The organism is Streptomyces sp. NPDC096040 (assembly GCF_040303265.1).
In the GTDB taxonomy this organism is placed as follows: domain Bacteria; phylum Actinomycetota; class Actinomycetes; order Streptomycetales; family Streptomycetaceae; genus Streptomyces.
Genome location: NZ_JBEOTA010000006.1, coordinates 293,421 through 317,431 on the forward strand (window position 1 = coordinate 293,421; position 24,011 = coordinate 317,431).

Annotated in this window: 25 protein-coding genes and 2 pseudogenes; 15 read left to right on the forward strand and 12 right to left on the reverse strand. The window is 72.6% G+C overall.

Features of this window, described 5'->3' with window-relative positions; all coding sequences use genetic code 11:
* The first annotated feature begins 80 nt into the window (after positions 1-80).
* Positions 81-263: a hypothetical protein gene (locus tag ABTY98_RS10360; RefSeq protein WP_352220448.1), complete on the forward strand. Its 183-nt coding sequence runs from the start codon at positions 81-83 to the stop codon at positions 261-263.
* Positions 264-404: 141 nt separating this feature from the next.
* Here ABTY98_RS10360 and ABTY98_RS10365 read toward each other — a convergent pair whose 3' ends face one another.
* Positions 405-776 (reverse strand): ATP-binding protein, encoded by a 372-nt coding sequence (locus ABTY98_RS10365; RefSeq protein WP_352220449.1) that lies wholly within the window; start codon positions 774-776, stop codon positions 405-407.
* Positions 773-952, reverse strand: a complete 180-nt coding sequence (locus tag ABTY98_RS10370; RefSeq protein ID WP_352220504.1) for a hypothetical protein — start codon at positions 950-952, stop codon at positions 773-775. Before ABTY98_RS10370 ends, ABTY98_RS10365 begins: the two co-directional genes overlap by 4 nt.
* A 182-nt stretch (positions 953-1,134) precedes the next feature.
* Between ABTY98_RS10370 and ABTY98_RS10375 the strand changes: the two are divergent.
* The 4 genes and pseudogenes from ABTY98_RS10375 to ABTY98_RS10395 all read left to right on the forward strand — a co-directional run.
* Positions 1,135-1,877: pseudogene (locus ABTY98_RS10375) on the forward strand (helix-turn-helix domain-containing protein); the annotation flags it as partial.
* A complete protein-coding gene (locus ABTY98_RS10380; RefSeq protein ID WP_352220450.1) occupies positions 1,861-2,067 on the forward strand; it encodes a DUF397 domain-containing protein in 207 nt (68 codons plus the stop codon). The pseudogene ABTY98_RS10375 and the gene ABTY98_RS10380, both read left to right, overlap by 17 nt.
* 73 nt (positions 2,068-2,140) lie before the next feature.
* A complete protein-coding gene (locus ABTY98_RS10385; protein ID WP_352220451.1) occupies positions 2,141-3,073 on the forward strand; it encodes a hypothetical protein in 933 nt (310 codons plus the stop codon).
* Positions 3,074-3,692: 619 nt separating this feature from the next.
* Positions 3,693-5,066: an O-antigen ligase family protein gene (locus ABTY98_RS10395; protein ID WP_352220452.1), complete on the forward strand. Its 1,374-nt coding sequence runs from the start codon at positions 3,693-3,695 to the stop codon at positions 5,064-5,066.
* Here the strand turns inward: ABTY98_RS10395 and ABTY98_RS10400 are convergent.
* Positions 5,063-6,652, reverse strand: coding sequence for a FadD3 family acyl-CoA ligase (locus tag ABTY98_RS10400; RefSeq protein WP_352220453.1), 1,590 nt, complete (start codon positions 6,650-6,652; stop codon positions 5,063-5,065). The two genes, ABTY98_RS10395 and ABTY98_RS10400, sit on opposite strands and share 4 nt — an antisense overlap.
* Before the next feature lie 95 nt (positions 6,653-6,747).
* On the opposite strand from ABTY98_RS10400, the gene ABTY98_RS10405 reads away from it, so the two are divergent.
* From ABTY98_RS10405 to ABTY98_RS10415, 3 genes are read left to right on the forward strand one after another with little or no spacing between them, the layout of a single operon-like run.
* A complete protein-coding gene (locus tag ABTY98_RS10405; protein ID WP_352220454.1) occupies positions 6,748-7,902 on the forward strand; it encodes a lipid-transfer protein in 1,155 nt (384 codons plus the stop codon).
* A gap of 1 nt (position 7,903) precedes the next feature.
* Positions 7,904-8,317, forward strand: a complete 414-nt coding sequence (locus ABTY98_RS10410) for a Zn-ribbon domain-containing OB-fold protein (RefSeq protein WP_352220455.1) — start codon at positions 7,904-7,906, stop codon at positions 8,315-8,317.
* The gene (locus ABTY98_RS10415) at positions 8,314-9,087 is read left to right on the forward strand and encodes an enoyl-CoA hydratase/isomerase family protein (RefSeq protein WP_352220456.1); all 774 of its coding nucleotides are present in this window, start codon (positions 8,314-8,316) and stop codon (positions 9,085-9,087) included. Before ABTY98_RS10410 ends, ABTY98_RS10415 begins: the two co-directional genes overlap by 4 nt.
* A 308-nt stretch (positions 9,088-9,395) precedes the next feature.
* Here ABTY98_RS10415 and afsK read toward each other — a convergent pair whose 3' ends face one another.
* Both afsK and kbpA read right to left on the reverse strand, forming a co-directional pair.
* A complete protein-coding gene (gene afsK, locus ABTY98_RS10420; RefSeq protein WP_352220457.1) occupies positions 9,396-11,750 on the reverse strand; it encodes a protein serine/threonine kinase AfsK in 2,355 nt (784 codons plus the stop codon).
* A gap of 199 nt (positions 11,751-11,949) precedes the next feature.
* Positions 11,950-12,672: an AfsK-binding protein KbpA gene (kbpA, locus tag ABTY98_RS10425; RefSeq protein WP_352220458.1), complete on the reverse strand. Its 723-nt coding sequence runs from the start codon at positions 12,670-12,672 to the stop codon at positions 11,950-11,952.
* 122 nt (positions 12,673-12,794) lie between these two features.
* Here kbpA and ABTY98_RS10430 point away from each other — a divergent pair, with 122 nt between their 5' ends.
* Positions 12,795-13,442 carry a TetR family transcriptional regulator gene (locus tag ABTY98_RS10430; protein ID WP_352220459.1) on the forward strand — a complete coding sequence of 216 codons (648 nt, stop codon included), beginning with the start codon at positions 12,795-12,797 and terminating at the stop codon, positions 13,440-13,442.
* A gap of 75 nt (positions 13,443-13,517) precedes the next feature.
* Here the strand turns inward: ABTY98_RS10430 and ABTY98_RS10435 are convergent, their stop codons facing one another.
* A complete protein-coding gene (locus ABTY98_RS10435; RefSeq protein WP_352220460.1) occupies positions 13,518-13,970 on the reverse strand; it encodes an Lrp/AsnC family transcriptional regulator in 453 nt (150 codons plus the stop codon).
* Positions 13,971-14,052: 82 nt separating this feature from the next.
* Between ABTY98_RS10435 and ABTY98_RS10440 the strand changes: the two genes are divergently transcribed.
* On the forward strand, positions 14,053-14,673 hold the full coding sequence (locus tag ABTY98_RS10440) for a LysE family translocator (protein WP_352220461.1): 621 nt from the start codon (positions 14,053-14,055) through the stop codon (positions 14,671-14,673).
* A 20-nt stretch (positions 14,674-14,693) separates the two neighbouring features.
* Here ABTY98_RS10440 and ABTY98_RS10445 read toward each other — a convergent pair whose 3' ends face one another.
* Both ABTY98_RS10445 and ABTY98_RS10450 read right to left on the reverse strand, forming a co-directional pair.
* Positions 14,694-15,158 carry a nitroreductase family deazaflavin-dependent oxidoreductase gene (locus tag ABTY98_RS10445; protein WP_352220462.1) on the reverse strand — a complete coding sequence of 155 codons (465 nt, stop codon included), beginning with the start codon at positions 15,156-15,158 and terminating at the stop codon, positions 14,694-14,696.
* A complete protein-coding gene (locus ABTY98_RS10450; protein ID WP_352220463.1) occupies positions 15,155-16,339 on the reverse strand; it encodes an acyl-CoA dehydrogenase family protein in 1,185 nt (394 codons plus the stop codon). The genes ABTY98_RS10445 and ABTY98_RS10450 overlap by 4 nt, the downstream gene beginning before the upstream one ends.
* Before the next feature lie 99 nt (positions 16,340-16,438).
* On the opposite strand from ABTY98_RS10450, the gene ABTY98_RS10455 reads away from it, so the two are divergent.
* Both ABTY98_RS10455 and ABTY98_RS10460 read left to right on the forward strand, forming a co-directional pair.
* On the forward strand, positions 16,439-17,608 hold the full coding sequence (locus ABTY98_RS10455) for a thiolase C-terminal domain-containing protein (protein WP_352220464.1): 1,170 nt from the start codon (positions 16,439-16,441) through the stop codon (positions 17,606-17,608).
* Positions 17,609-17,724: 116 nt separating this feature from the next.
* Positions 17,725-18,726 carry an expansin EXLX1 family cellulose-binding protein gene (locus ABTY98_RS10460; RefSeq protein WP_352220465.1) on the forward strand — a complete coding sequence of 334 codons (1,002 nt, stop codon included), beginning with the start codon at positions 17,725-17,727 and terminating at the stop codon, positions 18,724-18,726.
* Positions 18,727-18,734: 8 nt separating this feature from the next.
* On the opposite strand, the gene ABTY98_RS10465 is transcribed toward ABTY98_RS10460, so the two are convergent.
* Complete coding sequence (locus ABTY98_RS10465) at positions 18,735-19,202, reverse strand: hypothetical protein (RefSeq protein WP_352220466.1); 468 nt, start codon at positions 19,200-19,202, stop codon at positions 18,735-18,737.
* A gap of 152 nt (positions 19,203-19,354) precedes the next feature.
* Here ABTY98_RS10465 and ABTY98_RS10470 point away from each other — a divergent pair, with 152 nt between their 5' ends.
* Positions 19,355-20,026: a pyridoxine/pyridoxamine 5'-phosphate oxidase gene (locus ABTY98_RS10470; protein ID WP_352220467.1), complete on the forward strand. Its 672-nt coding sequence runs from the start codon at positions 19,355-19,357 to the stop codon at positions 20,024-20,026.
* A 49-nt stretch (positions 20,027-20,075) separates the two neighbouring features.
* Here the strand turns inward: ABTY98_RS10470 and ABTY98_RS10475 are convergent, their stop codons facing one another.
* From ABTY98_RS10475 to ABTY98_RS10485, 3 genes and pseudogenes are all read right to left on the reverse strand, one after another.
* Positions 20,076-20,912, reverse strand: a complete 837-nt coding sequence (locus tag ABTY98_RS10475; RefSeq protein WP_352220505.1) for a GNAT family N-acetyltransferase — start codon at positions 20,910-20,912, stop codon at positions 20,076-20,078.
* 130 nt (positions 20,913-21,042) lie between these two features.
* Positions 21,043-21,649 (reverse strand): annotated as a pseudogene (locus ABTY98_RS10480) (GNAT family N-acetyltransferase).
* A gap of 41 nt (positions 21,650-21,690) precedes the next feature.
* The gene (locus tag ABTY98_RS10485) at positions 21,691-22,122 is read right to left on the reverse strand and encodes a Zn-ribbon domain-containing OB-fold protein (RefSeq protein WP_352220468.1); all 432 of its coding nucleotides are present in this window, start codon (positions 22,120-22,122) and stop codon (positions 21,691-21,693) included.
* Here ABTY98_RS10485 and ABTY98_RS10490 point away from each other — a divergent pair.
* Together ABTY98_RS10490 and ABTY98_RS10495 are read left to right on the forward strand one after the other, a co-directional pair.
* The gene (locus ABTY98_RS10490) at positions 22,121-22,342 is read left to right on the forward strand and encodes a hypothetical protein (RefSeq protein ID WP_352220469.1); all 222 of its coding nucleotides are present in this window, start codon (positions 22,121-22,123) and stop codon (positions 22,340-22,342) included. The two genes, ABTY98_RS10485 and ABTY98_RS10490, sit on opposite strands and share 2 nt — an antisense overlap.
* Before the next feature lie 324 nt (positions 22,343-22,666).
* A complete protein-coding gene (locus ABTY98_RS10495) occupies positions 22,667-23,824 on the forward strand; it encodes a flavin-containing monooxygenase (RefSeq protein WP_352220470.1) in 1,158 nt (385 codons plus the stop codon).
* Positions 23,825-24,011: the final 187 nt, after the last annotated feature.

Here is a 24,011-nt window from a genome sequence, read left to right on the forward strand (position 1 = left end):
CGCCTGTCCGGCGGGCTCGGGGGAGCCGCCGGACAGGCGGCCTATTTCAGGCACCGAACTGTCAGGGGAGAGCAGGGAACATGAGCGACAACAACACCACCGACAACATCCACGCGACGGACGTCGAGGACGAGACGACCGTCAGCACGGACAACATCCACGCGACGAGCGAGCCGCTGACGACCGCGAACCCCCTCAAGGTGGACGACGGCACCGCGGAGGTCGGCACGGACAACATCCACGCCACGGGCGAGACGGCCTGACCGGCCCTTCCTCCACACGGGGACCGGCCGCGGCGGCACCGAGGGGGAGCCGCCGCGGCCGAGGTGTGTCCGGGGCCGGCGCCCGTTCGGGCACCCTGCTCAGACGGACATGCCCCGCACGTCGTACGCCAGGATCCCCGCCTACTCCAGCTCGCACCACACCGTCTTCCAGTCGCCTCCCTGCTCCACGCCCCACCGCAACGCCACCGCGTCGAGCAGCGCCAGCCCGCGCCCGGACTCGTCGGTGGCGGTGGCGTACTGGAGTACGGGCAGGGCTCGCGGGCCGGGATCGGTGACCTGGACGCGGATACAGCCGTCGGCAGCACCGCCCGACACCCGTACGCGGATGGGGGCGCCCTCGCCCACGTGCCGGATGACATTGCTCACCAGCTCGCTTACGCACAGCTGCACGTCGGGACACGGTCCGCCGAAGTGGCCGCGCACGGCGGCGCGCAGCTCCGGCACGGCCTTCGGGACGGCGAGCAGGTCCGCCTGGAAACGCGCCGGGGTCATGCTCCGGCCGCCTCACGGAGTACGGCGGACAGCTTCCGGACGGAGGCGATGTTGCAGTTGCCCAACGCCACCAGCCCCGCCGAGCCGCCGGACGATCCCGCGAAGCTCGGCAGGTCCACCCGGAGGGACGGGAGCGTGATGCCGTGGGCGGCGAGGGCGTCGCGTAGGTCCTCCACGCAGAGGGCGGTGTCGTAGGCGGAGGTGGCGCGGTGGACGGAGGGGGATTTGAGGACGACACGATTGCGTACGCCTTCCTGTGCTCTCTGTGACGAAACAGTCACACGGTGACGCCCCCGCCGGTACCTTTTGAAGAGGTTTCGGCTGCGCAAGCGCAACTGGCAAACGGCGGTGATGGCTTGTGCCCCCACGCAAGGACCCCGACGCCTCGGCGAACGTCCCCTCCTTCTACGGCGCCGAATTGCGCTATCAGCGGGAGCTGGCGGGGCTGACGCTTGAGCAGTTGGCGGAGGGAAGCTTCCGCGGCGTCCCCTTTCTGAGCCAAATCGAACGGGGAGAGCGGCGATGCCGGTGGATCTGGCCCGGCACGTCGACAAGGTGCTGAAGACCGACGGGTTTTTCGAGCGCCGTTGTGAAGACGCGCGCAAGGCGCGGCAGTCGGGGCATGCGGAGTACTTCGCGGACGTGGCGGAGATGGAACAGGGGGCGGAGTCGATCGAGGACTGGGCTCCGATGTTGGTGCCGGGGTTGCTTCAGACCCCGGCATACGCCGAGGCCGTCGTACACACCTCGCTGCCATGGCAGCCCCGCAAACCGCTCCTCCCACCGGAGGAGATGGCGGCGCAGTTGGAGCACATCACCCATGTGATCCGCTCCACACAGGGCGTTCTGCAGATCCTCCCGGAAACGGCGCACGCGCACCCGTTCACGATGGGCATGATGAGGGTCATGACCTTCCCGGACGCCCCGCCGGTGGCCTACACCGAGGGCCTCCACAATGGCCAACTCATCGACTGTCCGGCGCTCGTGAAGGACTACCGCAGGTCGTACGATCTGCTCAGGGCCGCAGCACTCCCGCCAGAAGCGTCCCTGGCCGTGATCGAACAAGCGGCAGAGGACTACCGAGATGGCAAGCACCGGGACCGACCTGAGCACCGCCGTGTGGCGCAAGAGCAGTTACAGCAACGGCAGCGGCGGCGAGTGCGTCGAAGTGGCCGTCACTCACCCCGGCGCGGTGATCCCCGTCCGCGACTCCAAGCGGGACGGCGAAGGTCCCGTACTTCTCTTCCCCGCCCCCGCCTGGGCCGCGTTCGTGGTGGAGTTGGTGCGCTGAGCGCGGCCCGTGCCGGTCAGCGGGTTATCCACAGGCGCGGTGACCGGCCCCCGGCCTCCGCGACACTGATGTCGTGGGGCACAAGGACTTGCGGGCGCTCGCCGAGGGCGGCGTGCTGCTCACCTCGCGGGCGCTGGAGGCCGGGTGGCCCCGACGTTCGCTCTTCCGACGGCTGGAGGTGGAGGGCTGGTGCCGGGTGCGGTCCGGGGCCTGGGCTGAGCCAGGGGCGCGCGTCGATCAGTTCGCGCATCTGAAGGCGACGCAGCTCCTCCACCCGCAACTCGTCGCCAGTCACCGCTCGGCGGCCTGCCTCTGGCAGATCGAGACGCTGGGCCCGGATCAGCGGGAGCGGGATGGGCCGGGCCGCCTGGAGTTCACCGACCCCGAGCTCAGTTTCCGGCAGTGCGTCACCGGCGTACGAGTGCATCGCATCCCTCTCCCCGAGCACGAGGTCGTCGAGCGCTGGGGCCTTCGGGTCACCGAAGTGCCGCGCACGCTCGCCGATCTTCTGCGTGCCGGTCCCAGGGACGACGCCCTCGTCGCCGTGGAATCCGCCCTCGGCTACCGTCGGGTCGGCCGGGACCGCCGGGCCCCGCTCACCGTTCCGGCCGCCGTCTCCGTCGCTCTTGAAGCACCGCTACGTGGGGCGGCCAGGGCCCGGAACTGGCTGGGCCTCGTCGACCGCGGCGCCGGCTCCCCCGCGGAGACGGTCGCCCGCCTGCACATGCTCGACGCGGGCCTCAGCCCCGAGACCCAGGCGGAGGTGCGCCCCCACGGCGGTTCCCGCCGCCACCTGGACTTCCTCTTCCGCGCCGAGGGGTTGGGCGTGGAGATCGAGGGCTACGCCTACCACGGCACGCGCGAGGCCCACCGCCGGGACGTCACCCGCTTCAACCAGATCCTCCAATGCCCCGAGGTCCGACGCCTCCTGCGCTTCACCGCGGAGGACGTCTTCCACCGCCCGGCCTGGATGATCCAGCAGATCCGCGCGGCTCTGGCCGCGTAAGACCGACCGGCAATTGGATCACTTGAGGCGGCGGGTGGTGGGCCGGGCACCCCAGCGGCAGAGGTTGGTCGCGCGTCGGATGTGCATGCGGAGCGGCATCAGTACTGCAGTGAGGTGGAGCAACGTCCAGTCCCCTCCCGTGCCGCGCACCAAGCGCGGCGCCGATGATTCGACTCGCTTCCGTGGCCCCGCGTCCGCCGCTCGCCGTGCCACTCCGTGATACCGCATAGCGGTACTAAGTACTACGCAGTACTGGGAGGATCGATGAGGAGACCCGCGATGGACGACCTGACGGAGATGCTCGACCAGCACGGTCGACCGGCGAACGCCCTGCCTGCTCGCCGCCGGACGTGGCGGCCTTGGTGTTGCAACCGTCCACCGAGATCTCACTCAGTCGCGGTCGTACGCGGGTGATTGGTGGTTTTGTGCCAAGGGGTACGGCCCTGGACCCGTTCCCGCCCAGGTGGCGACGGGGTTCGCCTCCGGCCCAGTGGCACAGATCCTCCATCAGGCACCGGGGAGCGGCCGGGTGGCGCCCGCGCATACCTCGTGAAGGCGCTTCGCCTCGTTCGCCCGGGCGCAACCCGGGCGTCGTGGTCGGCGGCCACGCTCGGGTGTCATGGCTTCCGACCGGACCACACCCCCCGGGCTGCCCGCCGCGGCCGCCCAGTTCGTGCCGCTCGGCGCGCTGGCCGTCGTGCTGCTCGACTCCGCCACCGACTTCTTCCCCGACGATCCCATCACCGGGGTCCTCACGCCCACCCGGCTGACGCTGCTCGTCGGGCTGGTGGCGCTCGTGATTCCCGTGCCGGGGCGGCCCCGCGCCCGGCTCCGGGACTTCCGGACCCGGCTGGACCTGCCCGTCGCGCTGCTCCTCGTCGCCGCGGTGGCGGCGACGTACGGCGGCGGCCACCCCACCGCCCCGCTGCGGGGCCTGCTGACCGTCATCGCGACGTTCTACCTCGTCGTCGGCGTGCGCCGCACCCAGCCCGAGTCCTGGCGCGCCATCGGACTGCTCGCGCTCGCCGGCGTCGCCGCCGCGGCCACCAGCGCCTTCTCGCAGGTCACCAACGGCACCCCGACCGGCTTCTGCCGCACCGGCCTGCTCACCGACGTCGCCTGCGACGCGGGCGGCGGCGATGTGCTGATCCGGGCCACCGGCACCTTCGCCAACCCCAACCTGCTCGCCGCCTGCCTGGTCCTGCTGCTGCCGTTCGCCCTGCTCGCCGCCGTGTCGGTGGACGAGCGCACGGCCCGTACGGCGATCGTCGTCATGGTCGTCCTCGGGTACGGCGCGCTGGTCGTCACCTTCTCCCGTGCCCAGTACGTCGCCGCCGTCGCCGGTCTGCTCGTGCTCGGCGGCGCCTACTGGCTGGCGCCCCGGTTCGCCGACCGGGTGCAGCAGCGGGTGTTCGCCTCCGTGGGGGCCGTGTTCCTGCTCGGTGCGGCCGGTGCGATCTGGGCCGTGTCGCGGGCCGGGGACTCGCTGGGCGTGCGCGGGCAGGCCTGGTCCGCCGCGTTGCAGGTGGCCCGGCGCAATCCGCTGGGCGTGGGCCTCGGGCGGTCCGGTGAGGCGATATCGGCCGCGGCGCCCGGGGACCGGGTGTTCGTGCACGCCCACAACCTCTGGCTCAACTGGCTGGTGGAGACGGGGCCGCTCGGGCTGCTCGCCATCACCGCCATCTCGGTCGTCGCCTGGGCCGGCGCCGCCCGGGGCGCCCGCGCCAAGTCCGTGCTCGGCACGTTCGGGCTCGCCTCGCTGACCGGGTTCTTCCTGGCCGGCATGCTGGACAACCCGTCCAACCTGGACCGGATCGAGATGCTGTTCTGGCTTGTGCTCGGCGTGGTCATGGCCGAGGCTCCGGCCGGCTGGCGACGCCGGTCCGACGTCAGGTCCGGCGTCAGGGACGACGACACCATCGTCCTGGCCCGGGTCCGGCAGCCCCGGCACGGCCACCAGCCCGTCGCCACCGCCCGTACGAAGCAGGCCTAGACGAGCCGGCGGCTCCGCAGCTCTCCCTTCACCACCTTCCCGCTCGCGTTCCTCGGCAGCTCCGCCACGAACTCCACCGCCCGCGGCACCTTGTAGTTCGCCATCTCCCGCCGCGCCCAGGCGGTCAGGTCGTCCCCGGTCAGCACCGAGCCCCGGCGCCGCACCACGAACGCCCTGCCGACCTCGCCCAGCCGCCCGTCCGGTACGCCGATCACCGCCACGTCCGCCACATCCGGGTGCAGGCCCAGCAGTTGCTCTATCTCCGCCGGGTAGGCGTTGAAGCCGCCGACGATGAACATGTCCTTCAGCCGGTCGGTGATCCGCAGGTTCCCGGCCGCGTCCAGGACGCCGATGTCGCCGGTGCGCAGCCAGCCGTCCTCCGTCAGCGTCTCGCCGGTCGCGGTCGGGTCCTCGTAGTAGCCGCGCATCACGTTGAAGCCCCGGACCAGTACCTCACCCGGTTCGCCCGGCGCCGCGTCCACCCGCACCCGGGTGCCGGGGATCGCCCGCCCCGACGTCGACGCGATCACCGTCGGGTCGTCGCCCCGGCGGCACATCGTCACGATCCCGCTCGCCTCCGAGAGGCCGTACGCCGTCAGGACCGTCTCGACGCCGAGTTCGCCGCGCAGCCGCTCGACGAGGAGCAGGGGGACGACCGCCGCTCCCGTCACCACCAGCCGCAGCGCCGAGAGGTCATGGGTGTCGCGCGCCGGGTGGTCGAGGAGCGACTGGTGGAGGGTCGGCGGACCCGGCAGCACCGACACCCGCTCCGCCGCCACGTTCGCCAGCACCGTCTCCACGTCGAAGACCGGCTGCGGGATCATCGTCGCCCCGCGCATCAGGCACGCGATCACCCCGGCCTTGTAACCGAACGTGTGGAAGAAGGGGTTCACGATCAGGTAGCGGTCGCCGGTACGCAGACCCGCCAGGTCGGCCCACACCTCGTACGCCCGCAGGGTCTGCGCATGCGTGATCATCGCGCCCTTGGGGCGGCCCGTCGTACCGGAGGTGAAGATGATGTCGGAGAGGCATTCCCCGTCCAACTCGGCCGACCGGTTGGTGACTTCGTCAGTCCCCACGGCCTCCCCGGCCGCCAGGAAGTCCTTCCAGGTGCGGAAGTCCACCGGCGCGTCCTCCGACAGCACCACCACGTCCCGCAGCAGAGGCAGCCCCGGCAGCGGGCCCCGGGAGTCCCCGTTCCCGGCCGCCCTCCGCAGCGAGGCCACGTACGACGTCCCCAGGAACGTCCCCGTCACGAACAGCAGACGCGCCCCGCTCCGCGCCAGCACGTCCGCCGCCTCCGCCCCCTTGAAGCGGGTGTTCAGCGGGACCAGGACCCCGCCCGCCGACACCGCGCCCAGCGCCGCGACGACCCAGTCCAGGCAGTTGGGCGCCCAGATGGCCACCCGGTCGCCCGCCTCGACGCCGGCGGCCATGCAGGCGGCCGCCGCCCGTTCCACCCGGGCGCCCAGCTCGGCGTAGGTGATGCGGGTACGGCCGTCCACCACCGCCTCGACGTCCGCGTACCGCCGGGCCGCCGACCGCACCAGTCCCGGAACGGTCCCCCACTCCATGTCACCGCGCACAACGGCCTCCCCGGACGCATAGCTGACTGACCGTCAGATTAGCTGTAGCCTGACGAGCTGTCAGCAAGCTGCGACAGCCGTGGAGGTGCGGGCACATGGCCGGTCTCAAGGACGCCACCGCCATCGTCGGGATCGGGCAGACCCCCTTCGCCAAACGGCTCGACGAGGACGAGAGGACCCTCGCCTGCCGTGCCGTCCTCGCCGCCCTCGACGACGCCGGGATCGCGCCCGGCGAGGTCGACGCCCTCGCCTCCTTCACCATGGAGGAGACCGACGAGGTGGAGCTGGCCAAGGCGGTCGGGTTCGGGGACCTCACCTTCTTCAGCAAGGTGGGATACGGCGGCGGGGGCTCCTGCGCCACGGTCGCGCACCTCGCCGCCGCCATCGCCTCCGGCCAGGCCACGGTCGGCGTCGCCTGGCGGTCGCGCAAGCGCGGTTCCGGGCCCCGCCCCTGGACCAACACCACCGTCCAGCTCCCCACCCCGGCCCAGTGGACCCGGCCCTTCGGCCTCCTCCGGCCCGCCGACGAGATAGCCATGCTCACCCGCCGCTACATGCACGAGTACGGCGCCACCCGCGACCACCTCTTCAACGTCGCCCTCGCCTGCCGCAACCGCGCAAACCAGAACCCCGCCGCCGTCATGTACGACCGCCCCCTCACCCGCGAGATGTACATGACCTCCCGCTGGATCAGCGAGCCCCTCTGCCTCTTCGACAACTGCCTGGAGACGGACGGGGCGTTGGCGTGCGTGGTCGTCAGCAGGGAGCGCGCCAGGGACTGCGCCGGGCGACCCGTGTACGTCCACTCCGCCGCTCAGGGCCTCCCCGCCCAGCACCACGGCATGGTCAACTACTGGAACGACGACCCGCTCACCGGGCCCGCCTGGACCGCCGCCCGGCACCTGTGGAAGCACGCCGACTTCACCCCGGAGGACGTCGACGTCGCCCAGATCTACGACGCCTTCAGCGCGCTGATCCCCCTCTCCCTCGAGGGATACGGCTTCTGCGGACGGGGGGAGGGCGGGGCGTTCACCGAGCAGGGCGCGCTGGAGATCGGCGGGCGGCTGCCCGTCAACACCGGGGGCGGCGGGCTCAGCGAGGCCTATGTCCACGGGTTCAACCTCATCACCGAGGGCGTCAAGCAGCTGCGCGGCACCAGTACCGCCCAGGTGCCCGGCGCCGCCACCTGTCTGGTCACCGCGGGCGAGGGCGTGCCGACCTCCGCCCTCCTCCTCACGAACAGGAGCTGAGATGCTGCGACCGGCCATCGACGCCGACGGCGCCCCCTTCTGGCAGTACGCGGCACTGGGCGAACTCCGCGTCCAGGCCTGCGCCGACTGCCACGAGCCCCGCTTCCCGCCCCGCCCGTGCTGCCCGCACTGCCAGTCCTTCGCGAGCGAGTGGCGGCCGACGAACGGACGCGGGCGGATCTGGTCGTACGTCGTCCCGCACCCGCCGCTCCTCCCGGACTACGCGGCGCAGGCCCCGTACAACGTCGTGGTCGTGGAGCTGGAGGACGCGCCGCTCATACGGCTGGTGGGCAATCTGGTCAGCGCCGCCGGCGCCCCCCTCAACTCCCTCTCCCCCGACCAGATCCGGATCGGCGCCAGGGTGCAGGCGGTGTTCGCGGACGGTCTCCCGCAGTGGGTCCTGGAGCGGCCGTGAGCCTGCGCCTCGACACGGACCAGGACACCGGGGTCGCCGTCGTCACCCTCGACCGCCCCGAGAAGCTCAACGCCATCGATCTGGCCACCGCCGCCGAACTCTCGGCCGCCTGGCAGGCGTTGCGCTTCGACGACGCCGTACGGGCCGTCGTCCTCACCGGCGCCGGCGGGCGGGCCTTCAGCACCGGGCTCGACCGGGACGCGGTCGTGCCGCAGCCCTCCTCGCCGTACATGCAGGACGATCCGCTGATCGCCGTCGGCCCGAAGTCGAACGACCTGTGGAAGCCGGTGATCGCCGCCGTGACCGGGATGGCCTGCGGGGGCGCCTTCTACCTCCTCGGGGAGTCGGACTTCGTCGTCGCCGACGAGACGGCCGCGTTCTTCGACCCGCACACCTCCTACGGCATGGTCAGCGCCTACGAGTCGGTGCTGATGGCGCAGCGGATGCCGTACGGGGAGGTGGCCCGGATGGTACTCATGGGCAACGCCGAGCGCGTCTCCGCCCGGCGGGCGTACGAGGTGGGGCTGGTGTCCGAAGTGACCGGGCCGGGGCGGGCGTTGGAGGCGGCCGTACGGTGCGCCACCGTCATCGCCGGGCATCCGGCCGAGGGGGTGCAGGGGAGCGTGCGGGCGCTGTGGGCGGCGAAGGAGGCGGCGCGGGAGCGGGGGTACGGGCAGGCGCCGTACCTGATCGCGCTGGGGAATCTGCCGGACGACCGGCAGGCCGAGCTGTTCGGGAACCGGTCCCGGACCACGCCCCGTATCCGCTGAGTCACCGCGTGCGGCGGACGGCCGTCGGGCGTAGCGTTCGCTGTGGGAGCCGACTCCCACCCCGTGCGACGGCCGCCGTGCACAGCCCTTCCGTGCAACCAACTGGTACGACGGCCGTCCCGGGCACCCGGAGATCCACCACTGCGGCGCCGTGGGGGCTGATCGCGCAGTTCCCCGCGCCCCCAGAGGGGCACGAGAGCAGCACGCCAGCTTTCAGGGGCGCGGGGCTGCATTCGACATGCGGCTCCGCCGCGTGGGCGCGACAAGCCACAACGCACCCGCAGCCGCCCCTCAACCGGTCGCGGCACTCACGCCGTGCGCGCCGTCCCCGTCCCCTTCTCCGCGTCCAGCGCGTACACGCACCGGTCCTTGCTGCACGCGTACACCACACCGTCCCGCACCACCGGCGAGCCGGTGATCTCCCCGCCCGTCGCCAGCTTCCACCGCAGCCGCCCGTCGTCGGCCTTCAGCGTGTACAGCAGATGGTCCGTGGACCCGAAGTGGATCCGGCCCTCCGCCACCACCGGCGCCCCGACCACGTCACCGCCCGCCTGGAAGCGCCACTTGGGCGTCCCGGTGACCGCGTCCAGGGTGTACAGCCCCTTGCCGCTGCCGACGTGCACGTGCCCGGCGGCGACGAGCACCGGCTCGATCGACGCGCGGGCCTCCGTGGCGATGCGCCAGCGGTCGCGGCCGTCGGTGGCGTCGAGGGCGTAGACGGTGCCGAGATAGTCCGCGAGGTAGATGCCGCCGCCGGTGACCGCGGCGCCGGGTACGAAGGCCGGCGGGGAGAGGAAGACGGCCGGCGCCTCGAAGTGCCAGCGGACGCGCCCCGTCGCCGAGTCGAGGGCGATGACACGGGTGCCCGCGGAGGCGTACACGAAGCCGTCGGGGGCGTGGGTGAGGCGGACCGGTACGCCGCCGCAGGAGGCCGCGTCGCCGATGGGGTAGGACCAGCGCTCGTCGCCGGTCCGGGCGTCCAGCGCCCGCAGCCGGCCGTCCTGCCAGACGAAGACCGTGCCCTCGTGCAGGGAGGGCCCGGACTCGGGGGACTCGAAGTCGGTCTGGGCGCCGGACAACTCCCAGAGCTTCTGCCCGTTGGAGGCCTCCCAGGCCTGGACGCCGCCGCCCCGGGTGCCGGTGACGAGGGTGCCGCGGTCGGCCTGGAGGGCGTACACCCAGGCGTCGGTGGACACCCGCCACAGGTCGCCGCCCTCGCGGGCCTCCAAGGCGAACAGGGTGGGCCCGTCGGAGGCGTGGATACGGCCGTCGGCGACCGCCATGGACCAGGCGACGTCGCGGGTCTTGAAGCGGCGGCGGCCGGTGGCGACGTCGAGGGCGTGCACCTCGAAGGAGGTGACGTAGACGAGGTCGCCGTCGACGGCCGGGGTGCCCCAGACGTCGTTGGACATACGGAACCGCCAGGGCCGCCAGCCGGACGCGGTCTCCGGAGGCTGGACGGGCGCGGCCGGTACGGCGGGATCGGCGCCGTTGACGCCGGGGCGCGGCCGGGACCAGTTGGCCACCAGGCCGGCCTCGGGCGGAGGCGCCTTGACGGCGGCGGCGCGGGCGTCGGCGACCCGCGGGCCGGGGCCGATCGGCACCCGGGCGCCGGCCAGCCGGACCGGGCCGGCGTCGGGACCGGCGGGCGGGGCGCCGACCGGGACCGGGGCCGGGACGACGGGGTCGTAGGAGGGCGGCGGGGGGACGGCGAGCCGGCCGCCGCTGCGGCCGCCGGACGGGTTGGCGGAGGGCTTCACGGCCGGGCGGCCGCCGCGGCGGGACTCGATCAGCGCGACCGCCTTCTCGGGCAGCCACGCGGACGCCGTACCGCTGTCGTCGGAGCCGGAGCCGAAGAGGTGGGGGGCGAGCTGGGCCTGGAGGTCGGCCGGGTTGGGGCGGCCGGTGGCCTCCATCTGCATGCAGGACTCGATGAGAGGGCGGAGTTCCTCCGGGAGGCCTTCGAGGTCCGGGCCCTCGCGCAGCAGCATGAAGACGGTCTCGACCGGGTTGGCGCCGTGGAAGGGCGGGTGACCGGTGGCGGCGAAGACGAGCATGGAGCCGAGGGAGAAGACATCGCTGGCGCCGGTGACGCTGCGGGAGTCCTTGGCCTGCTCGGGGGACATGTAGGCGGGGGTGCCGACCGCGACGTTCGTCATCGTCAAACGGGTGTTCGAGACGCCGGAAGCGATACCGAAGTCGATGACCCGGGGGCCGTCCTCCACGACGAGGACGTTCGACGGCTTCAGGTCCCGGTGCACCAGTCCGGCGCCGTGGATCGACTGGAGCGCCTCCGCGACGCCCGCCGCGAGCCAGCGCACCGCCTGGGCCGGGAGCGGCCCGCAGTCGTTCACTATCTCCTCGAGCGAGGGCGCGGGCACGTACGCGGTCGCCAGCCACGGCACGGCCGCGCGCGGGTCGGCGTCGACGACGGCGGCCGTGTAGAAGCCGGAGACCGCGCGGGCCGCCTCCACCTCGCGGGTGAAGCGGACCCGGAACAGCTGGTCCTCGGCGAGCTCGGTCCGGACCGTCTTGATCGCCACGCGCCGCCCGGACGCCGAGCGCGCGAGATAGACCAGCCCCATGCCGCCGGCCCCCAGCCGTCCCAGCACCTCGAACGGCCCGATCCGCCGCGGATCGTGCTGCGTCAGCTGATCCACCACTTGCCTGCCACCTCCCCGTACGGGCCTCGTCCACCCACATATGTACGCGACCCCGTGCAGCGTCTCACCACCGCACCGCCATGGCGGCACGCACCCCGATTCTTCCTGGCCCGGGCGCAGGTTGCGAACCCGGCAACCAATCGGGGTGTCACAGGACAAAGCGAGACATTTATCCACCGAGAGCCGTCTGTTTCCGGCCTCAACGTTGCAGCAGCGCGAAGGACGCCCCCTGATTGTCGGTCACGACGGCCACTTTTCCGTACGACGTCTCGAAGGGCGGCGCCTGGACCCGGCCGCCCAGCTGCCGCACGGCCTCGACCGCGGCCTCCACGTCCCCGGTACGGAAGTGCACGACGAACTGCGGCGGCATCCCGGCGTGGAACACATCGGAGACGGGGGCGCGGCCGAAGTCCGGGTCGGCGTCGGTGCCGAACAGGGCGTCGGTGAAGAGGCGGCCGTAGAAGTCGTTGGCCGCGTCGGTGTCCCTGGTGTAGAGCTGCGCCCAGGCGAAGGTGCCGGGGGCGTGCCGGACGCCGAAACCGGGGTGGCCCGCGGCCTGCCAGAGGCCGAAGACGGCGCCCTGGGGGTCGGCGACCAGGGCGGCGGTGCCGAGGTCACGGACGGGGGCAGGGTCACTCACGAGCTGCCCGCCGGCCGCCAGGATCCGCCGGGCGAGGTCCCGGGCGTCGGGGGTCGCGAAGAACACCGTCCACACGGTGGGCATCCGGCCGTCCCTCTTGGGCGCCAGCCTGGCGACGTCCGCGCCGGCCAGGCGGGCCCACACGGACCCCCCGCCGGCGTCCTCGAAGGTCCACCCGAAGAGCCCGCCGTAGAACCGCTTGCCCGCCTCGACGTCGGGAAGCTGCACGTCCACCCAGCACGGGACGCCCTCTGTGTATCCGGATGCCCTGTTTTCGGCCATGTCGCCAAAGTAACCGCCCGCCCCGCACCCCGCAGACCAGCCGCACCACCGCCCCCGCGGCCGTGCACCCCATTTGCAGTCGGCCGAATCGCGCTCCGATCACCCCTCGGTAAGCTGACGGCATGACAGGACAAGTGCGTACCGTCGACGGCCGCGTGGCCGGCCGGCGTGGGCAGGCGACCCGGCAGAAGCTGCTCGACTGCCTCAGCGAGATGCTCAGCTCCTCCCCTTACCGGGACGTCAAGGTCATCGATGTCGCCCGGAAGGCGGGTACTTCGCCCGCGACCTTCTACCAGTACTTCCCGGACGTCGAGGGCGCCGTCCTGGAGATCGCCGAGCAAATGGCCACCGAAGGCGGCCAGTTGACCGCGCTGCTGGAAGGGCGCTCCTGGGTCGGCAAGGCCGGCTGGGCGACCGCGCAGGAACTCGTGGACGGATTCCTGGAGTTCTGGCGCAAGAACGACGCGATCCTGCGCGTGGTCGACCTCGGCGCGGCCGAGGGGGACAAACGGTTCTACAAGATCCGTATGAAGATCCTGAACTCGGTGAACAACTCCCTGACCGACTCCATCAAGGAGTTGCAGTCCAAGGGCAAGGTCGACAAGGACGTGAACCCGGCGGCCATGGCCGGTTCGCTGGTCGCGATGCTCGCGGCGGTCGCCTCGCACCAGAAGGGCTTCCAGTCCTGGGGCGTGAAGCAGGCCGAACTCAAGCCGAACCTCGCGCTGTTGGTGCATCTGGGCGTGACCGGTAAGAAGCCAACGAAGTAACCCGCGTCCTGGGTCCTGTCTGGCAGGCGGTGGTTCACCCGAGGTGGACCACCGCCTGTCGCGCTACCGGTTCCGTCACGCGGGCAGCGGCCGGTCCCGGACGACGTGCTTCATCACCAGGGTCGAGGTGAGGCGCTGTACGCCCGGCAGGGTCGCGAGCCGTTCGTCGTACAGCCGTTGGAAGGCGGCGAGGTCGGCGGTGGCCACCCGCAGCAGATAGTCGGGCTCGCCGAACAGCCGCTGCGCGTCCAGCACATGGGGGATCTCCGCAAGCGCCCGCTCGAAGTCGGCGACCGTGTCCCGGTCCTCCTGCCGCATGGACACGAAGACCAGCGCCTCGAAGGTCAGCCCCACGGACGACGGGTCCACCACCGCCCGGTACCCGCTGATCGCCCCCGACCGCTCCAGCTCGCGCAGCCGCCGGTGACAGGGCGAGACACTCAGCCGCACCCGCCCGGCCAGCTCGGTCACGGTCAGCCGCCCGTCCTGCTGGAGCTCGGCAAGAATTTTGCGGTCCACGTCGTCCATGCGGCAGATTCTCCCCCGAAGCAGCCGGTAACGAGCAAATTTCGACAACACTTTCGGGTAGTTCGCGCCTAATGTTCCTGCCATGGACACCGGACCCCTGCTCTCCTTCCTCGCCGTGGACCTGCTGCTGGTGTGCGTGCCGGGCGCCGACTGGGCGTTCGTGATCGCCGCCGGGGTGCGCGGCCGCTCGGTACCGCGGGCGGTGGCGGGCCTGGTCGCCGGGTACGCACTGCACACCGCACTGGCGGTCGCGGGGCTCGCGGTGCTGGTGGCGGGTTCGCCGACGCTGCTCACCGCGCTCACGGTGGCCGGAGCCGTCTATCTGGTGTGGCTGGGGTGGGGGGTGCTGCGGCGCCCGGCGGTGCCTGCGGCGGAGGGGGCAGCAGCGGCGGCCGGGCCGGAGGGGCTGGGCTTCTGGCGGGGCGCGGCGATCAGCGGCCTCAACCCCAAGGGCCTGCTGCTCTATCTCTCCGTACTCCCCCAGTTCCTGGTGACGAAGGGCGACCACGCCCCCGTGGCCGCCCAGACGGCGGTACTCGGCGCCCTGCACATGGCTGCCTGCGCCGCCGTCTACCTCGCGGTCGGCATCCTGGCCCGCCGCCTGCTTTCCGCCCGTCCGCGAGCGGCCAGGGCGGTCACCCGCACCTCGGGGGCGGCGATGCTGGGCATCGGCGCCCTGCTGCTGGCACAGCACGCGCTGTGAGGGCTGTGCGCTGGTGGCCGCTATGCCCTGGTGAGCCGGAAGACCCGCAGCTCCCGTTCCACCCGCTCCTGGTACGTCGCGTACGGCGGCCAGAACTCCAGGAGTTGACGCCAGGCGGCCGCCCGTTCCGCCCCCGTCAGCAGCCGGGCGGTGACCGGTATGTCCCGCCCCTTCCAGCTGATCTCGGCGTCGGGGTGTCTGAGGAGGTTGTAGGTCCAGGCGGGGTGGTCGCTCCGGCCGTAGTTGGACCCGACGAGCAGCCAGCCGTCCTCCTGGGGCATGCACGCGAGCGGCGTGCGCCGGGGCAGCCCGCTGCGCGCCCCCGCGGACGTCAGGATCGCCCCCGGCAGCATCTGCGCGCTGAGCAGCACCCTGCCCCGGCTGAGCCGGTGCACGGCCCGGTCCAGGGCCGGCACCGCATGCGGGGCGACCTTCAGGAACCCGCGGCTGGTCGCCGCCCTGCGCACCAGGCGTTCGCCGATCACACCGCCACCTCGCGTCCCTCGAACAGCCCCGCCGCGTCGGCGGCCCGCCCGCGCAGCCGGTGCACGGGCCCGAACAGCAGCTCGTCCCCGGCGGCCCGCTTGAAGTACAGATGCGCCTCGTGCTCCCAGGTGAACCCGATACCGCCGTGCAGCTGGATCCCCTCCGCGGCGGCGGTCCGCAGCGCCTCCAGGGCCTGCGCGAGGGCCACTCCGCCCACCCTCTCCCCATGGACCGTCGCCCAGGCCGCGTAACAGGCGGCCGACCGGGCCGCCCGTACCGCCACGTACACGTCGGCCAGCCGGTGCTTGACGGCCTGGAACGATCCGATCGCCCGCCCGAACTGCTCACGCTGCTTCACGTACTCCACGGTCCGCTCCAGCGCCCGGTCCGCGGCCCCCACGGCCTCGCCCGCGAGCACCGCGGCCACGGAGTCGCCGAGGGCGGCGAGGGCGGGCCGGATGTCGGTGTCCTCGTCGCCCACCGGTTCCGCCACCACATGGCGCAGTTGGATCCGAGCCTGGGGGCGGGTCGGATCGAGGGTGGTCCGCCGGGTCCGTACGACACCGTCGGCGTCCCCCGCCACCAGGAAGAGCAGGACGCGGGAGCGGGCGTACCCGCGGGCGTGCGCGGGGACAAGGAGCAGCCCGGCGCTGTGTCCGTCCAGCACCTGGTCGGCCTCTCCGTACAGCTGCCACCGGCCCCCCTCGCGCCGCGCCTGCACGCCACCGGCCCGCCCGCCGCCGGCCCAGTCGCCGCCGCCCGGCCCGGTGAGCGCCAGGGCGGTGCCGAGCCGGGTGCCGGGGACGGCGAGGGCGGCGGTGAGACCGCCGTCGGCGATCCTCGGGAGCAGTTCGGCGCGTTGGGCGTCGGTGCCGAGGGCGAGCAGCAGCGGGGCGGCGAGGACGGCGGTGGCGAGGAACGGCGAGGGGGCGAGGGCGCGGCCCAACTCCTCGGCTGCGAGAGCGACTTCCGTGGCGGAGCAGCCGGCACCACCGTATGTCTCGGGCAGGGCGAGTCCGGGCAGGCCGAGTTGTTCGCCGAGGGCGCTCCACAGGGCGGGGTCGTGCCCCTCCGGCCTGTCGACGGCGGTCCGTACGTCCTCCGTCCCGCATCGCTTGTGGAGCAGTTCACGCAGGGCGCGCCGGATCTCGTCCTGCTCGTCGGTGAAGCGGGCGTCCATGACCGGACCTCCTGACCATCTGACGGCCCGTCATGCTAGGGGCAGTGGACGCAGATGCACAGGGGCGGAGTCGAGCGAACCTGATGTACCGTCAGATTCATGACTGGACCCCGCAAGGTCGCCGTGGTCGGCGTGGCCCTGTCCGACTGCGGCCGCGTGGACCACACCACCGCCTACGCCCTGCACGCCCAGGCGGCCCGCCGCGCGCTGGCCGACGCGGGCCTCGGCCGGGAGGTGGTGGACGGTTTCGCGTCGGCGGGCCTCGGCACACTGGCCCCGGTGGAGGTGGCCGAGTATCTGGGCCTGCGCCCCACCTGGGCCGACTCCACCTCGGTCGGCGGCTCCACCTGGGAGGTCATGGCGGCACACGCGGCGGACGCGATCGCGGCGGGCCACGCCAACGCGGTCCTGCTGGTCTACGGCTCCACCGCCCGCGCCGACATCAAGGCGGGGCGCAGGACCGGCGATCTGTCCTTCGGCGCCGGAGGCCCGCTCCAGTTCGAGGTCCCCTACGGCCACACGCTCATCGCCAAGTACGCGATGGCGGCCCGCCGTCACATGATCGAACACGGCACGACCATCGAGCAGTTGGCGGAGGTCGCGGTCCAGGCGCGGGCGAACGCGGCGCTGAACCCGGAGGCGATGTTCCGCACCCCGGTCACGGTCGACGAGGTCCTGTCCGGCCCGATGATCGCCGACCCCTTCACCAAGCTGCACTGCTGCATCCGCTCCGACGGCGGCGCGGCGGTGCTGCTGGCGGCCGAGGAGTACGTACGGGACTGCCGTACCGCGCCGGTGTGGGTGCTGGGCACGGGCGAGTGCCTCTCGCACGCGACGATGTCGGAGTGGGCGGACTTCACGACCTCCCCGGCGGCGGTGAGCGGCGAACTGGCCTTCCGGCGGGCGGGCGTACGGCCGTCGGAGGTGGACTTCGCGGAGATCTACGACGCCTTCACCTACATGACGCTGGTCACACTGGAGGACCTGGGCTTCTGCGCGAAGGGCGAGGGCGGCGCCTTCGTGGAGAAGGGGCGGCTGCGGGTCGAGGGCGGGGAGCTTCCGGTGAACACGGACGGGGGCGGGCTTTCGGCCCAACATCCGGGCATGCGGGGGCTGTTCCTGCTGGTGGAGGCGGTGCGGCAGCTGCGCGGAGAGGCCGGTGACCGGCAGGTGCGCCGGGCGGACGGGGGGCTGCCGAGGCTGGGGGTGGCGTCGGGGACGGGGGGCTGGTTCTGCTCGTCGGGGACGGTGGTGCTGGGGCGGGACTGATCCGGCGAGGGCGGCAACCTTTCGGGCTCCGGCGGCCACTGCCGTACCGGAAGCTTCGACGTTCAGAAGGCGACGTTCGAAGGACATGCACCGCCGAACCGCGTAAGGATCCCTCCGTGGCCTCCTCCTCACATCGCCGCCGCCGGCGCCCGGACCCGAACTTCGAGTGGCGCCCGGTCCGCGGCCCCTTGCTGGCGGTGGCAGCCGTGGCCGCCGTCGCCCTGGTCGTGACCCTGGTCGTGGCGTTCCGTCCCGGGGACGCGTCCGGCGCCGCGCAGGACCGGGCGGTGTCCGCGTCCTCCTCGTCGTCCGTGTCCTCGTCCGAAGCCGAGGCGAGCGCGGCGGCGAGGGAAACGGCGTCAGCGAAGCCGTCGTCGGCGTCACCGAAGCCCACAGCGACCGCACGGACCACGCCGACGGCGTCCGCGTCTCCCGCCACCACCCCGACCCGGCGCGCGGCGGCCGGCTCCGCCCGTACCCCCTCCACCACCACGGCCCCCGCGGCCGGCCGGATCCACCCCGGCGCCTCCTATCAGGGGGTCGCCACCTCCTACGACGCCGGGAACGGCAACGGCGCCTGCTCGTACGGCCCGACCTCCGACGTCATGACCGCGGCGATGAACACCGCGGACTACGAGACGGCGAAGGCGTGCGGGGCGTACGTCTCCGTCCGCGCGGCAAGCGGCACGGCCATCACCGTACGCATCACCAACGAGTGCCCGGCGCCCTGCGCGGTCGGCCAACTCGACCTCAGCCAGCAGGCGTTCGCGAAGCTCGCGCCGCTCTCGGCGGGCCGGATCGCGATCACCTGGAGCCTGCTGAGTCCGGCCACCTCGGACACGGTCTCGATCCGCTACAAGACCGGTTCCACCCAGTACTGGTGCGGTATCCAGGCGATCGGCCACCGCAACCCGCTGGCCCGCCTCGAGGTCCGCACCGGCGGCGGCTGGCTGGCGCTGACCCGCACCGGCTACAACTACTTCCTCTCCGAGAAGGGCACCGGCTGCGGCGGCGAGATCCGGCTCACCGACATCTACGGGGAGCAACTCACCGTGCCCGCACTCCCCGTACGCCCGGACACGATCCAGGGGACGGGGGTCCAGTTCGCCCGGCACTGAGCGGTGTCTCAGCCGCGTACCGGCACGATCCGGTGGCCGCGGCGGGGGCCGGGGGTGTCGACGAGGGTGACGCCGATGTGGTTGCGGGCGATCCCCCAGGCGGTGGGGGTGGCGATCAGGGTGACGACGGCCACGGCCACGCTGATCGGCAGGAGCAGGGGCGGTGACTGCCCGGCCGGGAGGGTCCGGCCGCCCTCGTGGACGGCGTAGACGAGCGAGACGCCGAAGAGAGCCAGGGCGAGCAGGGAGATCGCGCCCCAGGTCAGACGGACGCGCCGGGTGCGGCCGTGGTCGCGGATCTCGGCAAGGAGCGCGGCCGAGCAGACCGGACACTCCAGCCCGACCCGGTCCCGGCCCTCGACGGGCCGGGCCAGCCGGAAGTCCCGGGCGGCCCAGGTGACGGTCCGCGTACCGGGCCGCCCGGCGTCGCCGAGCACATGGCGTACGGCCACCTTCACGGTCCTGGGTCCCCTCATGCCGGACAGTGTGGGGCCGGGGCACAGGTGTTCGCAGGTGTTCGCCCGGTTGTGCCCGGGAGTTCGGCCCCCGGGTACCCCGGGGCACGCCGAGCCGCCGTACGACGTGCTGATGGTGCGGCCGCGCGGGGTCCCCGAGTGATACTCGGCACATGGCAGCAACGGATCTTCACACGCTCCTGAAGTCCCTCCGGGTCTGGTCCCCCGAGACCACGGAGCTACGGCCGTTCGACCCGGCGTCGGCGCCCGATGCCCCGCTCCCCCTCTTCACCGAGTGGTTCGCGGAGGCGGTGGCGGCCGGGCAGCCGGAGCCGCACACGGTGTCGCTGGCGACGGCGGACGAGGAGGGCCGGGCGGACGTACGGATCGTGATGCTGCACGGCGCGGACCCGGACGGCTGGTCCTTCGCGTCGCATCTGACCAGCCGCAAGGGTCATCAGCTGAGCGCCCGTCCGTACGCGGCGCTGGCCTTCTACTGGCCGGCGCTGGGCCGCCAGGTCCGGCTCCGCGGGCCGGTCACCGCGGCCCCGTGGGAGGAGGGCCAGGCGGATCTGCACGCCCGCTCGACGGGCGCCCTGGCGGCGGCGCTCACCGGCAGGCAGAGCGGGATCCTGGCCTCGCTGGAGGAGCTGCGGGAGGAGTCGGAGGCGGCCTGGGAACGGGCCCGCGCCGACCCGACCGCCTCCTCCCCCACCTGGACCCTCTACCGGCTGCGCCCGGAGGAGGTCGAGTTCTTCCAGGGCGACCCGGAACGACGCCATGTCCGGCTCCGGTACGTCAGGGAAGGGGACCACGCTTGGCGGACGCAACTGCTGTGGCCATGAGCGCCGGGCAACCGCGCCACGCCCGCCGACCGTAGGCGCCGGGATCCTCCTACGCGCGCTCCCCCAAGCCGTACACCGCCCAGTCGGCCACCTGCCGGTAGCCGAGGCGCTGGTAGAGCGCGTTGCTCGTCGGGTTCGCGAGGTCCGTGACGAGGAGGACCTCGCCGACGCCCCGGGCCAGGGCCGCCCGGCTGACCTCCGCCGTCACCGCGCCGGCGTAGCCGCGGCCGCGCAGCTCCCGCGGGGTGTAGACGGGCGCGATCCGAGCCTGGCCGGCGACCGTCGGGGTCACGCCGGCCATGGACACCGGGGTGCCGTCGGGGGTCTCCCAAAGTGTGATGCCGCCGTAGGAGAGCCGGAAGTCGGCCCAGTCTCCCGCGTCCTGACCGCCCGGTACGCCCGCGTCGGCGACAAAACCGCCGTACCAGCGGATCAGCAGGTCCCGGTCCGAAGGGCCGGCCACCCTCGCCCGGCCTTCCGGCGCCGGAGAGGGTGCCGTCAACTCACCCAGCCGGTAGAGCCGTTCGAGGTCGCGGAGCTTTCCGGGCGTCCCGGTCAGCCGTTCCCAGGCCGCCACGAACGCCTCCGCCGTCGCGCGTTCGGCGGCGAAGCCGGGGACCGGGTGGCCGAGGGTGAGGAGACGGGCGGCCAGCGCCTCGGTCTCGCCCGCCGTGAGGCGGGTGGTGCGCAGGGCGTGCGGCGGGGTGTGCAGCAGTGCCGCGCCCACGCTGCCGTCGCCGCGGGTGAGGAAGCCGAGGAACGGGGGCTGATCACCGTACGTTGACGGGCCGCGGCTCCGCAGCTGCTGCGTCACCGTCAGATGGACGGTGTGCAGGTCCGGGCGGGAGTGGAGGAAGTCGTGGGCGCGGGCGAGGAACTCGTCCACATCGGAGGTGAAGTGCCAGTCGGAGGCATCGGATGCGTCGGATGCTTCGGATGTTTCGGGTGTTTCGGATGCGGGTGTGTCGGTGGCCATGGTCGATGGTCGTGGTCGATCGCCCCGCCCCGCACGTGAATTAATCCAGGGACGGTTCCGGGTCCGAGGCGAGGCGGGCGTGCAGGTGGGCGTCCCGGAACGCGTGCGGCCGGCCCGCCTCGAACATCGCGCCCCGCAGCGTCCCCTTCGTACGGGAAACCGCATGTCTGCGCTATCCGGCATGACGCCTCGTGGCCGAGGGCGTGCCCCAGCTCCAGGCGGTAGAGGCCCAGCTCGGTGAAGGTCCAGCGGGCGGCGAGGGTCAGGGCGTGGGTGGCGACCCGGCGGCCCCGTGCCTCGGGGAGCACCCAGTAGCCGACCCGGGCCGAACGGGACACCCGGTCGATCATGTTGATACCGATGTGCCCGAGGGTCGTACCGCTCTCCTCGTCCGCGATCCGGAACGGCGCGCAGCTGCCGGCGGCCACCTGCTCCCGCTGCCGCAGCAGGGCGGCACGGGCTCCCGCGAGGTCGATGTCCGGCTGGAGGGGGGTGTTCCAGCGCAGGAAGTCCAGGTCGGTGCGGCCGCGCAGCCAGGCATCGGCGTGGGCCTGCGAGTCCGGGTTCCAGTGGTCGAGGCGTAGGCCGTGACCGTGCGGGGTGACGTCGGGGCGGCGGGCGGCGGGCTGTTCGTCGATCTGGGCCATGGGGTTATTGAAACCTCTGCGCCGGGTGGTGGCCCAGCGTTTCAGCGTGCCGCGGGGCGGAACACCGGCGCGCCGTCCCGGAAGGCGACCTCGAGTTCCAGTCCCGCGCGCGGCTCGGGCACGCCGACCAGCCCGGTCATCATGCGCGGGCCCTCCGCCAGGTCGACCACGGCGGCGACGTACGGGATGCGGTCACCGAAGGGCGGGAGGTCGTTGCGGTGGACGACGGACCAGGTGTAGAGGACCGCGCGGCCGCTCGCGGGCTCCCAGACGACGTCCTCGCTCCAGCAGTGCGGGCAGAACTCCCGGGGGTAGTGGTGGGCCCGGCCGCAGGAACGGCAGCGGCGCAGCAGAAGCCGGCCCTCGGCCGCCGCCTCCCAGTAGAGGCGGGTGAAGGCGTCCGGTTCGGGGAGGTCGTATCGCCGGGCGGATGTGCGGGCCCGGTCGCCACTCGTCGCAGTCGTCGCAGTCATGGCGGTAGCCGCTGTCGTGGCGCTCGGCGCACTCGTCGCATCCATGAACCTGACGTTATGTCAGATGGATGCCGGAGCCCAGAGGGAGCTGGGCAAAAGCTGTGCGATTCCGATGGGGCTGCGGGTCCGCCATGAATCCCCGCAGATTGTTGACTGGATCGCCGAGGTGACGGGCTATGGCAAGGGCAAGGGCAACGGCAAGAAGGGCAAGCAGGCCTGAGAGGCCGCTACGGAAGTAAGAAACCGCTGCGGAAGTAAGGACCTCTCACGATCGAGATAGGCGCCTCACGCCCGCAATAGCCCCCCTCGAACGCGGTGTCCTTTTCCCGTCTGTCCAAGGACACCGCCCACCCGTGCCGTCGGGCTCCAGCGCACCGGAGCCCGACGGCACGGGCCTTTTCGAACCCTCCCCTTCCCTTTCCGTTCAGACCAAGTGGGCCACGTCACAAGTCCCACCCACTTCTCCTACGGGTGTGATCAATCCGCAACCAATTCCGGTCTTGACCGAGACCCATCAACGGAGAGCGTGATTACGCTCCCGCTCATGGCCGCATTTCCCCCCACCGTCTCGCCCGTCTATGTCATCGGCGCCGGCCCCGGCGGGCTCGCCGCCGCGTACGCGCTGCGGGCCCGGGGCATACGTGCCGTCGTGCTGGAGAAGTCCGACGAGGTCGGCGCGTCCTGGCGTCGCCACTACGACCGGCTCCATCTCCACACCACCCGCCGCCTCTCCGCCCTCCCCGGCCTGCCCATGCCGCGCCGCTTCGGCCGCTGGGTCTCCCGCGACGACGTGGTCCGCTATCTGGAGAAGTACGCCGAGCACCACGAGCTGGAGATCGTCACCGGCGTCGAGGTCTCCCGCGTGGAGCGCTCGCCCGACGGCGACGGCTGGCTGCTGCACGCCTCCGGCGGCCGTGAGCTGACCGGCTCCGCGGTGGTGGTCGCCACCGGCTTCAACCACACCCCGCGCATCCCCGACTGGCCCGGCCTGGACACCTACGGCGGCCGGTTCCTGCACGCCGGCGAGTACCGGAACGCCGAGCCCTTCGCCGGCCAGGACGTCCTCGTCGTCGGCGTCGGCAACACCGGCGCCGAGATCGCCGTCGACCTGGTCGAGGGCGGCGCCTCGCGGGTACGGCTCGCCGTCCGCACGGTCCCGCACATCGTGCGCCGCTCCACCGCCGGCTGGGCCGCCCAGTACAACTCGATCCTGGTACGACGCCTCCCGGTGTCCGTCGTCGACCGGCTCGCCCGCACGATGGCCAAGGTCAGCGTGCCCGACCTGGCCGCCCAGGGCCTGCCCCGCCCCGACACCGGCCTGTACACCCGGGCCAGGCAGGGCGCCATCCCGATCCTGGACGTCGGCCTCATCGACGCGGTCCGGGAGGGGAAGGTCGAGATCGTGGCCGCCGTCGACGGCTTCGAGGACGGCAAGGTCACCCTCGCCGACGGCACCCTCGTCTCCCCCGACACGGTGATCGCCGCGACCGGATACATGCGCGCGCTGGAGGACCTGGTCGGCCACCTCGACGTCCTCGACGACACCGGCCACCCCGTCGCCCACGGCCGCCGCACCCCGAAGAACGCCCCCGGCCTGTACTTCACCGGCTACACCAACCCCATCACCGGCATGTTCCGGGAGATGGCCATCGACGCGGAGAAGATCGCGAAGGCCGTCGCCAAGCGGCAGCGGGTGGCGTAGGCCGAGCCCTGCGCTCGCGCCAGGGCCCAGAACGCATCCCGTCGGGCGAGCGCGGGTGACGAAGGAGGTCCCGGCCGCCCTCGGGTAGTGGCAACAGGCGGGGCGAGGGGCGCTTTCGGCCTCAACTTTGCGTGCAGACCAGTTCCTGACGCGACGTCAGTTCAGTAATCTGACACAGCGTCAGTTA

Excerpts from the sequence above, each read along its gene's own strand:
- ABTY98_RS10450 (WP_352220463.1), bottom strand. The coding sequence starts at position 16,339 with ATGGACGCCCGCTTCACCGACGAGCAGGACGAGATCCGGCGCGCCCTG.
- ABTY98_RS10395 (WP_352220452.1), top strand. The coding sequence starts at position 3,693 with ATGGCTTCCGACCGGACCACACCCCCCGGGCTGCCCGCCGCGGCCGCC.
- ABTY98_RS10455 (WP_352220464.1), top strand. The coding sequence starts at position 16,439 with ATGACTGGACCCCGCAAGGTCGCCGTGGTCGGCGTGGCCCTGTCCGAC.
- ABTY98_RS10410 (WP_352220455.1), top strand. The coding sequence starts at position 7,904 with ATGCTGCGACCGGCCATCGACGCCGACGGCGCCCCCTTCTGGCAGTAC.
- ABTY98_RS10430 (WP_352220459.1), top strand. The coding sequence starts at position 12,795 with ATGACAGGACAAGTGCGTACCGTCGACGGCCGCGTGGCCGGCCGGCGT.
- ABTY98_RS10485 (WP_352220468.1), bottom strand. The coding sequence starts at position 22,122 with ATGACTGCGACGACTGCGACGAGTGGCGACCGGGCCCGCACATCCGCC.
- ABTY98_RS10495 (WP_352220470.1), top strand. The coding sequence starts at position 22,667 with ATGGCCGCATTTCCCCCCACCGTCTCGCCCGTCTATGTCATCGGCGCC.
- ABTY98_RS10465 (WP_352220466.1), bottom strand. The coding sequence starts at position 19,202 with ATGAGGGGACCCAGGACCGTGAAGGTGGCCGTACGCCATGTGCTCGGC.
- kbpA (WP_352220458.1), bottom strand. The coding sequence starts at position 12,672 with ATGGCCGAAAACAGGGCATCCGGATACACAGAGGGCGTCCCGTGCTGG.
- ABTY98_RS10435 (WP_352220460.1), bottom strand. The coding sequence starts at position 13,970 with ATGGACGACGTGGACCGCAAAATTCTTGCCGAGCTCCAGCAGGACGGG.
- ABTY98_RS10365 (WP_352220449.1), bottom strand. The coding sequence starts at position 776 with ATGACCCCGGCGCGTTTCCAGGCGGACCTGCTCGCCGTCCCGAAGGCC.
- ABTY98_RS10380 (WP_352220450.1), top strand. The coding sequence starts at position 1,861 with ATGGCAAGCACCGGGACCGACCTGAGCACCGCCGTGTGGCGCAAGAGC.
- ABTY98_RS10440 (WP_352220461.1), top strand. The coding sequence starts at position 14,053 with ATGGACACCGGACCCCTGCTCTCCTTCCTCGCCGTGGACCTGCTGCTG.
- ABTY98_RS10405 (WP_352220454.1), top strand. The coding sequence starts at position 6,748 with ATGGCCGGTCTCAAGGACGCCACCGCCATCGTCGGGATCGGGCAGACC.
- ABTY98_RS10490 (WP_352220469.1), top strand. The coding sequence starts at position 22,121 with ATGGCGGTAGCCGCTGTCGTGGCGCTCGGCGCACTCGTCGCATCCATG.
- ABTY98_RS10360 (WP_352220448.1), top strand. The coding sequence starts at position 81 with ATGAGCGACAACAACACCACCGACAACATCCACGCGACGGACGTCGAG.
- ABTY98_RS10470 (WP_352220467.1), top strand. The coding sequence starts at position 19,355 with ATGGCAGCAACGGATCTTCACACGCTCCTGAAGTCCCTCCGGGTCTGG.